This window comes from Nonomuraea sp. NPDC048882 (assembly GCF_040649755.1).
Taxonomy (GTDB): domain Bacteria; phylum Actinomycetota; class Actinomycetes; order Streptosporangiales; family Streptosporangiaceae; genus Nonomuraea; species Nonomuraea maheshkhaliensis.
Window position 1 is genome coordinate 38730 of sequence record NZ_JBEZGB010000023.1, and the last position, 12346, is coordinate 51075.

The following is a 12346-nucleotide window of genomic DNA, read 5'->3' on the forward strand; positions in this document are numbered from 1 at the left end:
GGGGTAGGTTCGAGGCGCGCAGGTTTCCGCCGAGGAAGGGCAGACGCATGCACGTGGCCATCCCCCTCTATCCCCGCTTCACCGCGCTCGACGCCGTGGGCCCGTACACCGTGCTGGCCTTCGCGCCCGGCTGGACGGTCACGTTCGTGGCCGGCGAGCGTGGGCCGGTCGCCGACGACAAGGGCACGCTCCTCATGAACGCCACGGCCTCGTACGCCGAGTTGCCCGACCCGGACGTGATCGTGGTCCCCGGCGGCTCGGGGACACTCGACGTCCTGGCCGACGAGGCCCTGGTCGGGTGGATCAGACAGGCGCACGAGCACACGCAGTGGACGACCTCGGTGTGCAGCGGCTCGCTCCTGCTCGGCGCGGCCGGGCTGCTGGAGGGGCGCAAGGCCACCACCCACTGGGCCATCCTCGACTTCCTCACCCGCTTCGGGGCCGAGCCGGTGAGCGAGCGGGTGGTGACGACCGGGAAGATCGTGACGGCGGCGGGGGTGTCGGCGGGCATCGACATGGCGCTGACGCTGCTGGGGCAGGCCGCCGATCCGGTGACGGCGCAGAGCGTGCAGCTGGCCATCGAGTACGACCCGCGGCCGCCGTTCACCTGCGGCTCCCCCGCCACCGCGCCGGAGGGCCTGGCCGAACGCGCCCTCGGCCTCATCACGTGACCCCGGAGGCACCCGGCCCCCTCACCTGACGCCGCAGCCCGCGGCCTCGTCACTCCGGGCCGGGCCCGGCCCGGCCGCATCATCTGACGCCGGAGGCGTGCGGCCTGCTCAGTCGTCGTCGTCCGGCGACGGGCGGCCTGCTCCCACCGGCAGGACGTCGAAGTGCACGATCACGCGCCCGAGGTCCTCCTGGGCCTCGGGCACCCTGCCGTCCGACACCGCGCGGTAGCGTTCCAGCACCGCGAACACCTCCTCGTTCATCCGCGCCGCCTCCTCCGCCGTGAGCCGCAGCGAGCGCCGCCCGAACACGCTCGCCGCCACCCACTCGGCCGGGGCCGTCGCCGACTCCTCGCGCCACCTGGAAAGTTCCTCGCCGCGCTGGCGTACCAGGTCGTCGAGCAGGTATTCGACCGCTCCCGCCGCCTCTGGATCGGCCTCGGACGGTTCGCCGTAGGAGAAGCCGCCCGGCGTGATGCGCCAGTACTTCTCCTTCCCCCGCCCCATCCCCTCCGCGAGCTCGATCATGCCGTGCCTGGCCAGCTCGCGCAGGTGGTAGCTGGTCGCCCCGGTGTTCTGCCCGACCAGGCCGGCCAGCCGGGTCGCCGTGGAGGGCCCGTGCTCGTCGAGCAGGCCGTAGAGCCGCAGTCGCAGCGGGTGTGCGAAGGACTTCATGGCGTTCGCGTCGAGCGTTCTGGCGGAAAAGCTCTTGCGTCTCATACTGTGCAAGCCTATCTTTGCAAAGAATTATGTGCACACTTTCCCTTACACGATAGCGGAGCCTGCCATGTCGCGTCTTGGGCGTTCGTTCGCCTATTTGTGGTCCTCCACGGCCCTGTCCAACCTGGCCGACGGCGTGCTCAAGATCGGGGCGCCGCTGCTGGCCGTCTCGATGACCCGCTCCCCCACCTTGATCTCCCTGGTGGCGGCCGCGACCACGCTGCCGTGGCTGCTGCTGGCGCTGCACGCGGGCGCCGTCGCCGACCGGGCCGACCGCCGCCGCATCATGGTGCGCGCCAACCTCGTCCGGGCCGTGATCCTGGCCGGCGTCACGCTCCTCGCCGTGCTCGGCCTGCTCAACCTCTGGCTCCTGCTGGCCGCCGTGCTGCTGGCCGGGGTGAGCGAGGTCTTCGCCGACCTCTCGGCGCAGTCCGTGCTGCCCATGACCGTGCCTCGTGACGCGCTGACCAAGGCGAACGGGCGGGTGTCGAGCGCTCAGATGATCGGCAACGACTTCGTCGGCGCTCCGGTGGCGGGCCTGCTCGTGGCGGCACTGCCCGCCGTCGTCTTCGGCGCGCCCGCCCTGCTGTACGCCGCCGCCGGCCTGCTCCTGCTGGGGATGCGCGGCGCGTACCGGGCGGAGGGCGGGGCCGGGACCGGCGCTGTGGGAGAGGCTGCGACCAAAGCCGGGGCCGAACGGCCGGAAGCCCGGACAGAACGGGCGGAGGGCGGCGTGGAGGCGCGCCGGCCGATGCGCGCGGACATCGCCGAGGCCCTGCGCTTCCTGTGGTCCCACCGCGTCCTGCGCGGCCTGGCGATCACGGCCGGGCTGCTCAACCTGGCCAACTCCGCCTACTTCGCCGTCTTCGTGCTGTGGGCGGTCGGCGACGGGTCCGAGATCGGGCTCGAACCGGCCGGCTACGGCCTGATGACCACGGCCTTCGCCGCGGGCGCCGTGGTCGGCTCGCTGCTGTCAGAACGGGCCGCGGGGGTGTTCGGGGAGTTCAGGACGCTGGTCGGCTGCTGGCTGGTCACCAGTCTGCTGCTGCTGGTGCCGGTGATCATACCGTCCCCATGGACGCTCTATCCGACCGCCGTGCTGTGGGGGGTGGTCGGCGCCGGGGGCAACGTGCTGGTGATCTCCGCCCGGCAGCGGCTGATTCCGGCGAAATTGCTCGGACGGGTCAACTCGGCATATCGGCTCGTCGGGATGGGTGGGATGCCTCTCGGGGCGGCCGCGGGAGGCGTCGTGGCCGAGTTCGCCGGGCTTGGAGCCGTCCTCGTGGGCGCGACTGGAGTATGTTTGGTCGGTGTCGGACTGGTGCGGCGCGCTTTGTCAGATCAAATTTCTGGGCCTCTGACCAGCACAGCTGCACTTTCCGACATGTCCGGATCACGTTAGGCACCCTAGAGCCTGTGCTGAGGTGACATGATTATCCCCGAGCTAGAGGGGATGGTATGCGGGAGATCGGCGGACGGTACCTCCTGAACGAGGAGGCCGGTCGTGGGGGTATGGGAGTCGTCTGGCGGGCGTTCGATCAGCTCCTCCACCGTACGGTGGCGCTGAAGGAGCTGACCTTGGCCGGTGAGGCCGAGATGGTCCGCCGCCGGGTGCTGCGCGAGGCCAGGATGGCCGCCGGGCTGACGCATCCCAACATCGTCACGGTGCATGACCTGATCGAGGAGGGCGGCAAGCTCTGGATCGTGATGGAATACCTTGACGGGCTCTCGCTGCACCAGTTGCTGTCACAGGTGGGCACCCTGCCCGCCCAGTCGGTGGCGGCGATCGGGCAGCACCTGCTCGCGGCACTGCGCACCGCCCACCAGGCGGGCGTGCTGCATCGCGACGTCAAGCCCGCCAACGTCATGCTGACGGGTGACCGGGTGGTGCTGACCGACTTCGGGATAGCGACCGCCGAGGGTGACATCCGCATGACGACCTCGCGGCGGTTGCGCGGCACTCCGGCCTTCATGGCGCCCGAGCGGCTGCACGGCGGACCGGCCAGCAAGGAGGCCGACATGTGGTCCTTCGGCGCCACGCTCTACAGCGCCATCGAGGGCCAGCCTCCTTACCCCGGCCAGGACGCCGCCACCGTCCTCGGCATGGCGAGGAGCGGCCCCTATCCGCCGCCGCGGCGGGCCGGGGTGATGCGGCCGCTCATCGAGGGCCTGCTGCACCACGACCCCGTACGCCGCTACACGCCGGAGCAGACGGCGGGGTTACTCGCGGGCATGCGCGCCAGCGCCTACCAGGCGGCCATCTGACGTTCGGCCGCCCCGCTTCGGGCCGGCCGGCCGTCACGGCCGGCTGCCCCCGACCGGCCTTCGCGGCCGGGTGACCCACCGGCCGGCCCTACCGGGGACGGCCGGTCTTTCGGCCCGAGGGGTCGGTCTGCGGGAGGTCAGTCCTTCTTGGCGCGGGCCTCGGCCTCGGCGGCGTCCATCGCGGCCGCCTCCTCCGGGGTCGGCGCGGTGCCGCCGAGGTGGGCCGGCTGCCACCACACCCCCTGCGGCACCTCCGGATAGGTGCGCTGCGCCCGGTCCACCAGTTCCGACATGCGCCGGTGCAGGTCGGCGGTGTGGTCGTTGACGTTCTCCCCGCGCTTGGGGTGCATCGGCTCGCCGACCAGGATGCTGACCGGCACGTGCCGCTGCAGCAGGTTGCGCGGCCGCCCCTTGGTCCACAGCCGGTGGTCGCCCCACAGTGCCACCGGAATGACGGGCGTGCCGGTGGCCTGGGCCATCCGGATGGCGCCGTTCTTGATCTCCTTGACGGTGAACGACCGGCTGATCGTCGCCTCGGCGAACACGCCCACGACCTCACCGGCCTTCAGCATGCGCAGCGCCGTGGCATAGGAGCCGGCCCCCGCCTCCCGGTCCACCGGGATGTGGTGCATGCCGCGCATCAGCGGCCCCGAGATCCGGTTGTCGAACACGTCCTGCTTGGCCATGAAGCGCACCAGCCGCTTCGACGGCAGCGCGGCGAACCCGGCGAAGATGAAGTCGAGGTAGCTGATGTGGTTGCTCACCAGCACCGCTCCCCCGGTGCGCGGCACGTGCTCGGTCCCCTCCAGGTGGAACTTGATGTCGAGCACGCGAAACAGGGTCCGCGCGGCGGCGATCACCGGCGGGTACACGATCTCAGCCATGAGCAGAAGGTAACGTACTCAGGCGGGTTTCACGGACGTCGGGAGGCTGACCATGCCCCTGACGTTGCCGTGCGCGGTCCTCCTGATGCCGGCCGGGTCGATGTCGTAGCCGGGCGAGACGGCCTTCGTCAGCTCCTCCAGCGCCACCCGGGCCTCCAGCCGGGCGAGGGGGCCGCCGAGGCAGTAGTGGCGGCCGACGCCGAAGCTGAGCGAACGGGCGGTGTCGCGGCTCAGGTCATAGACGCCCGCGTCGGGGAAGACCCGTTCGTCGCGGTTGGCCGAGCCGATCAGCAGCCACATCTTGGCGTTCTCCGGGACGCGGACGCCGTACCACTCGCTCTCGCGAGTGAGACGGCGGGCGGTGCCGTGGGCCGGGGTGTCGTAACGCAGCGACTCCTCCATCCACGGCGTGATCGCCCCGCCGAAGGCGGCGGCGCGCTGGTCCGGGTTGCGCCACGCCCAGTACCAGGCGGCGCTGAGCAGGTGGGTGGTGGTCTCCGCGCCCGCGCCGATGAGCAGGAACAGGAACGCCACGATGTCGTCGTCGGTCAGTTCGTCATCCGCGACGAGGACGGAGACGAGGTCGTCGCGCGGGTCGGCCCGGCGTTCCGCGATGATCGAGGCGTAGTAGCCGGCCAGGGAGACCAGGCTCTTGAGCCCGTCGTCGGCCGCGCCGCTGTCGAGGGCGTACCCGATCAGAGCGCTGAAGTCGCGGCGTACGCCCGCGCGCTCGGACGGTGACACGCCCACCAGCTCGGAGATCACGTCCAGCGGCAGCCTGGCCGCGATGTCGCGGGCGAAGTCGAACGTCCCCCGATCCACCGCCCGGACGATGTGCTCGCGCGCGATCTCCCTGATCATGGGCTCCAGGGCGGCGACCCGGCGCGGGGTGAAGCCCTTGGAGATGGCCGCGCGCATCCGGGTGTGCTCGGGCGGGTCCATCGCCACGAACGACAGGAACCTGCGTGCCTCGGGACCCGAGGCGCCCGCCTCCAGCATGGGGCCGTGGTCGCTGGACAGCAGCGCGCTGTCGGCGAGGGCGGCCGAGACGTCGGCGTGCCGGGACAGCGCCCAGAAACCGAGCTCGGCGTTGTGGTAGAGCGGCGCTTCCGCCCTCAGTCGCGCGTAGACGGGATAGGGGTCGGCGTTGGTCTCGGCGTCGAAGGGGCTGTAGACGATATCCACTCCGCTCACGCTACGACGCTTGCGCGGTCGTGAAAACGGGCAGATGTTTTGACCATGAAGAAGCTGCTCAACACGGCAGAATCCGTCGTTGAAGACGCGCTGAACGGCATGGCCGCGGCCCACCCCTCGCTGCGGATCCGCGACCACGTGGTCTACCGGGCGCAGGGCCCGCGCCGCGGGAAGGTGGGCCTGGTCTCCGGCGGCGGCTCCGGCCACGAGCCGCTGCACGTCGGTTTCGTCGGTCACGGCATGCTCGACGCCGCCTGCGCCGGCGAGATCTTCACCTCGCCGGTGCCCGATCCGATCATCGAGGCGACCATGGGGGTCGACGGCGGCGCCGGGGTGCTGCACATCGTCAAGAACTATACCGGCGACGTGCTCAACTTCGAGATGGCCGCCGAGCTGGTCGAGGGCGTCGAGGTGGCGAGCGTGCTGGTGGACGACGACGTCGCCGTCCAGGACTCGCTCTACACGGCCGGCCGCCGCGGCACCGGGGCGACGCTGTTCGTGGAGAAGATCGCGGGGGCGCTGGCCGAGGAGGGCGCGCCGCTGGCCGAGGTCGCGGCCGTCGCGCAGGAGGTGGACGAGCGCAGCAGGTCCTTCGGCATCGCCCTGACCTCCTGCACCACCCCGTCCGCCGGCAAGCCCACCTTCGACCTGCCGGAGACGGAGGTGGAGCTGGGCATCGGCATCCACGGCGAGCCGGGGCGGGCCAGGGTGCCGCTGGCGCCGGCGCGCGAGCTGGCCGGGGTGGCGATGGAGGCCGTCCACCGCGACCAGCCGCTGCGGGGCGACCTGCTGGTCATGGTCAACGGCATGGGCGGGACGCCGCTCATGGAGCTGTACGTCGTGTTCGCGGAGGTGGCCGCGTTCATCAAGGGCAAGGGAGCCCGGGTGACGCGCTCGCTGGTGGGTAATTACGTGACGAGTCTGGACATGCAGGGCTTCTCGGTCTCGGTCTGCCTGCTGGACGACGCGCTGACCCGGTTGTGGGACGCGCCGGTCGAGACGCCCGCGCTGCGCTGGGGGCGCTGATGGACACCGACCTGTTCGTGGCCTGGTTCGAGGAGACGGCCCGGCTCGTACGCGAGGAGCGCGACCGCCTGACCCGGCTCGACGCGGCCATCGGCGACGCCGACCACGGCACCAACCTCGACCGCGGCCTCACCGAGGTCTGCAAGGCCCTGGCCGACTCCGCGCCGGAGTCGCCGGCGGACGTGCTGACGACGGCGGGCACGACGCTGATCCGCCGGGTCGGCGGCGCCTCAGGGCCCCTGTACGGATCGGTGTTCCGGCAGATGGGCAAGGCGCTGCTGACGCCGGTGACGCTGGCCGGGTTCTCGGCGGCGTTCGAGGCGGGGGTGGTGGCCGTCGAGCGGCTCGGCAAGGCGGCTCTGGGCGACAAGACCATGGTGGACGCCCTCGCGCCGGCCTCCCGTGCGCTGGCGCTGGCCGTACGCGACGGCGTGAGTGTCAGGGAGGCGCTCGACCAGGCGGCCCGCGCGGCGGCCGAGGGCGCCAAGGCGACGATCCCGATGCAGGCGCGCAAGGGGCGGGCCAGCTACCTGGGCGAGCGCAGCATCGGGCACGAGGATCCGGGGGCGGCCTCGGCGGTGCTGTTCATGACGGCGCTCGCCACCGTGGCGGGATAGGCCCGTGACCGGACGGACTGTCGCGGGACGGGCTGTTGGGGGACGGGCTGTTGGGGGACGGGCCGCTGCTGGAGAGGCCGCCGGGGGAGGCACTGCTGCTGGAGAGGCCGCCGCGGGGCGGGCTGCCGCTGGACGGGCTGCGGAGGCGGTGTGATGGTGGGCGTGGTGCTGATCTCGCACAGTGCCGGGCTGGCGGCCGAGGCGATGGCCCTGGCCCTCGGGATCGCAGGGCAGGACGCCCCCGTGGCGGCGGCAGGCGGGACCGAGGACAACGGGCTGGGCACCTGCTTCGACCGCGTGGAGGCGGCGGTGCGCAGCGTCGACCGAGGCCACGGGGTGGTGCTCATCCCCGACCTGGGCAGCTCGGTGCTGACCGCCCGGCTGCTGGAGGTGGAGGAGCGGGTCGTGGTGGCGGACGTGCCGTTCGTGGAGGGCGCGATCGCGGCCGCGGTGGCGGCGGGCGCGGGCTCGTCGCTGGCCGAGGTGCTGGAGGCGGCCGAGGAGTCTCGCGCCTTCCGCAAGCTCTGATCAGCCCCCCGCGAATCTGCGCCCCTCGACACCGGGGCCCTCGAAACCAGGGCGCTTGCATCGGGGCCCTTGGATCAGGTCCCCTGGTTCAGTGGCCCTTGAACGCCTCCTCCAGCCACCACGAGCCGCGTTCCCGTGTCACCTTGGCCTGCACCAGCAGCGGGCGGTCCCGCTCGCCCGCGACCCACTCCGCCACGCCCGCCAGATCGCCGGGCCCGGTGACGGTCACGGCGGCCAGGCCGTGGCCCCGGGCGATGGCGGCCAGGTCGGCCGGGGGAAAGCGGACCGTGTCCAGCGGGTGGCCGTGCGGGCCGAAGTGGTGCACCTCGGCGCCGTACGCCTCGTCGTCGTACACCACGATCACCATCGGCAGGCCGAGCCTGACCACGGTCTCCAGCTCGGCCAGCCCCATGAGCGCGCCGCCGTCGCCGAGCGCGGCCACCGGCAGCCGGTCGGGGCGGGCCACGGCTGCGCCGATGGCGGTCGCCAGGCCGAGCCCGATCGACTGGAACGCCTGGGTGAAGCAGAACCCGTTCTCGTCGGGGACGTCGAGGAACATCGACGGATATCCCATGAAATTTCCGGAGTCGATGGCGACGATCCGGTCTTGGGGCAGGAGGTCGTCGAGGGCGATGGTGAGCGTCCTGGGGTCGATCCGGCCGCCGCCGCTCTCGTCCTCGTACGGGACCGCCCGCCAGCGGCCCTCGGCCTCGATGCGGCGGGCGAGCTCCGGCGAACGATAACCCTGCGCGCCGCCCCGCACCTGGGCGGTCAGCGACCTGGCCACCTCCGCCACGTCGCCCACCACGCCCACGTCGGCGGGCACATGCGTCTTGAGCGCCGCCGGGTCGAGGTCCACCTTCGCCACGCGCGTGCCGGGCGAGATCAGGGAGCCGTGCCGGGTGGTCCACATGTTCAGGGCGCAGCCCCAGCCGACGACGAGGTCGGCGTCGCGGATCAGCTCGGCCGTCAGGGGCGTGGCGAACCCGCCGGAGACGTCGAGGTCCCACGGGCTGCCGCGGAAGAGCCCCTTGGCCACGGCGGAGGTCGCCAGCAGGGCGCCGGTCCGCTCGGCCAGCTCCTCCAGCTCCCGCCGGGCCCGCCGGGCACCCCGCCCGGCGATGAACACCGGCCGCCGCGCCGTCTCCAGTGCCCGCACCAGCTCCAGCAGTCCGATTTCCGCCGGCGGCACCTCCGTGGAGGACGACGGCTCCGGCCCGGTAGCCGGCGCCTCGGTGGACGGCCCGGTAAAGGCGGTGGCGGGCTTGGTGGATGCGGTGGCGGGCGATCCGGGCGGTGCGGTGACGGACCGGCCGGTCGCTGTGGTGAGGAGGTGCGTGGTCTGGGCTGTCAGGGTGGCAGGGTCCAGGTCGGGGCAGGGGGTGGACTGGACGTCGAGCGGCAGGTTCAGGACGACCGTGCGACGATCCCCCACGGCCACCTGATACGCCCGTACCACCTGCTCCACCACGTCCGCAGCGGCCGTGACCCGCATCGCCACCGCGCCCACCGCGACGGCCAGGGCCGGCTGGTCGATGTGGAAGTTCGACTGGGGCTCCGTGGCCTCGCCGGCCAGGACGATCAGCGGCGTGCGGCTCTTGGCCGCCTCGGTGATGCCGGTCATCGCGTTGGTGAGCCCCGGCCCCTGGTGCACCGACACGATGCCGACCCGGCCGCTCATCCTGGCGTAGGCGTCGGCCATGGTGGCGGCCCCGCCCTCGTGGCGGGCGGCGACGAAGCGCACGCCGGCCGCCACGAGGGCGTTGGTGACGTGGAAGTTGCCGCTGCCGACCACCCCGAAGGCGGTCCCGGCCCCGCACGCGGCCAGGACCCGGCCCACGGCCTCGGCGACGATCAACGCTCGACCAGGGCGAGCACGCGCACGGGGCTGCCCGAGCCGCCCTCGATGGGCAGCGGCGGCGCGACCACGACGGAGCCGGTCACCGGCAGGCGGTCGAGGTTGCGCAGCTGGGTGAGGCCGTACTTGCCCGCGCCGAGCAGGAAGGAGTGGCAGGGGAACGGCGGGTCGAAGGAGTGGGCCGCGCCCGCGTCGGTGCCCACGGTCTCGACGCCGAGCCCGAGGATGGGGGTCTCGGCGGCCAGCCACTGGGCGCATTCGACCGAGATGCCGGGCGTGTGGGGGCCGGTCTCGTCGGCGTTCAGGAAGGCGGCCTGGTCGGCGGAGCGGGCGTCCCAGCCGGTGCGGTAGAGCAGCCAGCCGCCCTCGGGGAGCGGGCCGTTGGCCCGCTCCCACTCCTTGACGTGGTCGATCTGGAGAAGGAAGTCGGGGTCCTTCGACGCCTCCGCGGCCAGGTCGAGCACCACGGCGGGCGCGATGAGGCTGCGCGTGGGCACCTGGGAGACGTCCTCGCCGTCGCGGGCGGTGACCCAGTGCACGGGGGCGTCGAAGTGGGTGCCGGTGTGCTCGCCGGTGTGGATGTCGTTCCAGTACCAGGCCGGGCCGCGATCGTCGTACCGGCTGATCTCCTCCAGCCGGAACGGGATCGTGTTGCCGAACGGCTCGGGCAGCTGCAGGATCGGCGTCTGCGCCGTCAGCGGAGCGGTGAGGTCGATCACCTCGATCGCCCCGTTGCGCACGCTGTCCACAAAGCTCTGCAACACCGACATGTCTTCCTCCTTGGTGGGCTGAGCGCATCCTCCTACGCTCGCCCTACCAGTGCAAACGCCTGTGTTACCGGCAGGCCACGCGGTAGCCGTCCAGGTCGTAGGTCTTCTTCAGCGAGTTGAAGTTCTGGGCGTTGGACTTCGCGCAGAACTTGGACGTGGCCAGGTTGTACTCGACCTGGAACACGGCCTTGCCGGCCTTGACGAACTGGTCGTAGCCGTACGAACCGCCGTTCTGGGCGGTGGTGCACTCGGAGTGCTCCCAGCACTCCTCGTTGATCGCGAAGTCGAAGTACGGCAGCAGTTGCGGGATCTGCGCGACGTCGTTCTTCAGCGCCACCGACAGCCCGCGCTTGTGCGCCTCGTTGGCGAACCAGGCGTTGTAGGCGAGCTGGTCGGCGGCGGTGAGCGGGAAGCCGGTGTCGTTGGTGTAGCCGTCGACGTTGTCGGGCTCGACGGCGTCGAACCCGGCCGCCTTGCACATGTCGAGCCGGTCCTTCATGATCGCGCCGAGCTCGCCGGTGTAGCGGCGGATGTCCAGCCACCGCTCGCCCTCCCAGTCCTCCAGCGGGTCGCCGAGGACCGCGGCGGGGAAGCGGCCGGCGTCGGGGCGCCAGTCCTCGTACGTGCCGGCGCTGACGTAGCAGAGGACGCGACGGCCTGGTTTGCCGGCCTTGAGGGACTGGACGATGGTGCCGGAGTCGGCGGCGTCGAAGCCGTCGATGTCGAACATTTGCACGTCGGGGTACGGCTTCTTCGGCAGGGCGATGAGCTGCCAGTCCCAGCTCGTGTTGAGCGCGGGCTTCCAGCAGCCGTTGCACGCGACCGGGCTGGGCAGCGCGGCGGCCCCGGAAGGGGCCTGTAAGGCGGCGGAGGCGGCCCCGCTGGCTGCTGGGGCGGTGGTGAGGGAGGTGACGACGGTGACGGCCGCCAGGGCGGCGGCGGAGATGAGAGCGGACAGACGCATGGACACTCCTCGCGAACGAAAACGGTTCGGGATCGGTGGCTACGCGTGCTGTTCCGCACTCTCCGTCCTGCGTCCTGGCCAGGGACGCCGGAGTGGCGTGGCCCATGACCGCAGGGCGTCACGCCAGCACGCTGGGGCGTGCCTCCTTTCTGCCGGTGAGCAGAATTGCGCGTTTCTGCGCTGTTGTCCAGAGTTTCCGGCAGAAAGTTACGCCTTGCTCCACTCGACGCAACCCCCGGTCTGGAACGCCTTGTCCGTGGCCAGGATGGTGACGCTGGCGGGCCCCGTCGGCATGCCGGAGGCGATGACGTCGCCGGTCGTGCTCTTCAGCCTGGCCCAGTAGCAGAGCGGGAACCCGGCGGTGGGGCCGGTGGTGCGGTAGGTGCCGGGCTGGATGTCGGTGCCGACGACGAGGGTGCGCAGGGTGGCGCCGTTCAGCGCGGGCGTCGTCGCGTTGCCGCTTCCGGGCGGGGTGGTCTGCCCGGGAGGCGTCGCGGGCGAGGTCTGTCCGGGCGGCGTCTGGCCCGGCGGCGTCTGACCCGGCGGGGTCTGCCCGGGTTGTGTCTGGCCCGGGAGCGTCTGACCAGGCGTGGACTGCGGGTCCTGGGGCGGCGTCGCGGTGGGCGCGCCGGTCTCCGGCACGCCGGTCGGGCTCTCCTCGACCGTCACCGTGACCCGCGGCGCCGGCTCCTCGGCGGACGTCGTCTGCGCGCCGAACCCGACGAGGACGCCCAGCAGGAAGCCCAGCAGGGCGGCGAGCCCGGAGACGAGCACGATGATCGGCGGGCTGCTCGTGGCCCGGGGGTACTCAGGTACCCGCTGATGGTCAGGAGGGGGCGGCCCGTACATCAC

Annotated in this window: 13 protein-coding genes; 6 read left to right on the top strand and 7 right to left on the bottom strand. The window is 72.0% G+C overall.

From position 1 onward, the window contains the following. Positions 1 to 47 precede the first annotated feature (47 nt). Positions 48 to 671: a DJ-1/PfpI family protein gene (locus AB0C27_RS48565; RefSeq protein WP_357860467.1), complete on the top strand. Its 624-nt coding sequence runs from the start codon at positions 48 to 50 to the stop codon at positions 669 to 671. A gap of 108 nt (positions 672 to 779) precedes the next feature. Here the strand turns inward: AB0C27_RS48565 and AB0C27_RS48570 are convergent, their stop codons facing one another. Beyond that, positions 780 to 1388: a winged helix-turn-helix domain-containing protein gene (locus AB0C27_RS48570; protein ID WP_357860470.1), complete on the bottom strand. Its 609-nt coding sequence runs from the start codon at positions 1386 to 1388 to the stop codon at positions 780 to 782. A 67-nt stretch (positions 1389 to 1455) separates the two neighbouring features. Here AB0C27_RS48570 and AB0C27_RS48575 point away from each other — a divergent pair, with 67 nt between their 5' ends. Together AB0C27_RS48575 and AB0C27_RS48580 are read left to right on the top strand one after the other, a co-directional pair. Then, entirely contained in the window at positions 1456 to 2790 is a 1335-nt protein-coding gene (locus tag AB0C27_RS48575; RefSeq protein ID WP_357860473.1) for an MFS transporter, read from the top strand. Between the two features lie 56 nt (positions 2791 to 2846). After that, positions 2847 to 3653, top strand: coding sequence for a serine/threonine-protein kinase (locus AB0C27_RS48580; protein WP_106244829.1), 807 nt, complete (start codon positions 2847 to 2849; stop codon positions 3651 to 3653). A 137-nt stretch (positions 3654 to 3790) separates the two neighbouring features. On the opposite strand, the gene AB0C27_RS48585 is transcribed toward AB0C27_RS48580, so the two are convergent. Both AB0C27_RS48585 and AB0C27_RS48590 read right to left on the bottom strand, forming a co-directional pair. Then, positions 3791 to 4537 (bottom strand): lysophospholipid acyltransferase family protein, encoded by a 747-nt coding sequence (locus AB0C27_RS48585; RefSeq protein WP_357860476.1) that lies wholly within the window; start codon positions 4535 to 4537, stop codon positions 3791 to 3793. A gap of 18 nt (positions 4538 to 4555) precedes the next feature. Next, on the bottom strand, positions 4556 to 5731 hold the full coding sequence (locus AB0C27_RS48590) for a cytochrome P450 (RefSeq protein ID WP_357860479.1): 1176 nt from the start codon (positions 5729 to 5731) through the stop codon (positions 4556 to 4558). A gap of 45 nt (positions 5732 to 5776) precedes the next feature. On the opposite strand from AB0C27_RS48590, the gene dhaK reads away from it, so the two are divergent. The 3 genes from dhaK to AB0C27_RS48605 all read left to right on the top strand — a co-directional run bounded on the left by dhaK (position 5777) and on the right by AB0C27_RS48605 (position 7902). Then, positions 5777 to 6757 carry a dihydroxyacetone kinase subunit DhaK gene (gene dhaK, locus AB0C27_RS48595; protein ID WP_357860482.1) on the top strand — a complete coding sequence of 327 codons (981 nt, stop codon included), beginning with the start codon at positions 5777 to 5779 and terminating at the stop codon, positions 6755 to 6757. Then, on the top strand, positions 6757 to 7374 hold the full coding sequence (dhaL, locus tag AB0C27_RS48600) for a dihydroxyacetone kinase subunit DhaL (protein WP_357860484.1): 618 nt from the start codon (positions 6757 to 6759) through the stop codon (positions 7372 to 7374). Before dhaK ends, dhaL begins: the two co-directional genes overlap by 1 nt. 165 nt (positions 7375 to 7539) lie before the next feature. Further along, the gene (locus tag AB0C27_RS48605) at positions 7540 to 7902 is read left to right on the top strand and encodes a phosphoenolpyruvate--protein phosphotransferase (RefSeq protein WP_357860487.1); all 363 of its coding nucleotides are present in this window, start codon (positions 7540 to 7542) and stop codon (positions 7900 to 7902) included. A gap of 88 nt (positions 7903 to 7990) precedes the next feature. On the opposite strand, the gene AB0C27_RS48610 is transcribed toward AB0C27_RS48605, so the two are convergent. The 4 genes from AB0C27_RS48610 to AB0C27_RS48625 all read right to left on the bottom strand — a co-directional run bounded on the left by AB0C27_RS48610 (position 7991) and on the right by AB0C27_RS48625 (position 12346). After that, positions 7991 to 9760, bottom strand: coding sequence for a thiamine pyrophosphate-binding protein (locus AB0C27_RS48610; RefSeq protein WP_357860490.1), 1770 nt, complete (start codon positions 9758 to 9760; stop codon positions 7991 to 7993). Further along, positions 9757 to 10530, bottom strand: coding sequence for a cyclase family protein (locus tag AB0C27_RS48615; RefSeq protein WP_357860493.1), 774 nt, complete (start codon positions 10528 to 10530; stop codon positions 9757 to 9759). The genes AB0C27_RS48610 and AB0C27_RS48615 overlap by 4 nt, the downstream gene beginning before the upstream one ends. Positions 10531 to 10594: 64 nt before the next feature. Then, positions 10595 to 11494, bottom strand: coding sequence for an endo alpha-1,4 polygalactosaminidase (locus AB0C27_RS48620; RefSeq protein ID WP_357860496.1), 900 nt, complete (start codon positions 11492 to 11494; stop codon positions 10595 to 10597). A gap of 207 nt (positions 11495 to 11701) precedes the next feature. After that, positions 11702 to 12346, bottom strand: coding sequence for a hypothetical protein (locus AB0C27_RS48625; protein WP_357860499.1), 645 nt, complete (start codon positions 12344 to 12346; stop codon positions 11702 to 11704).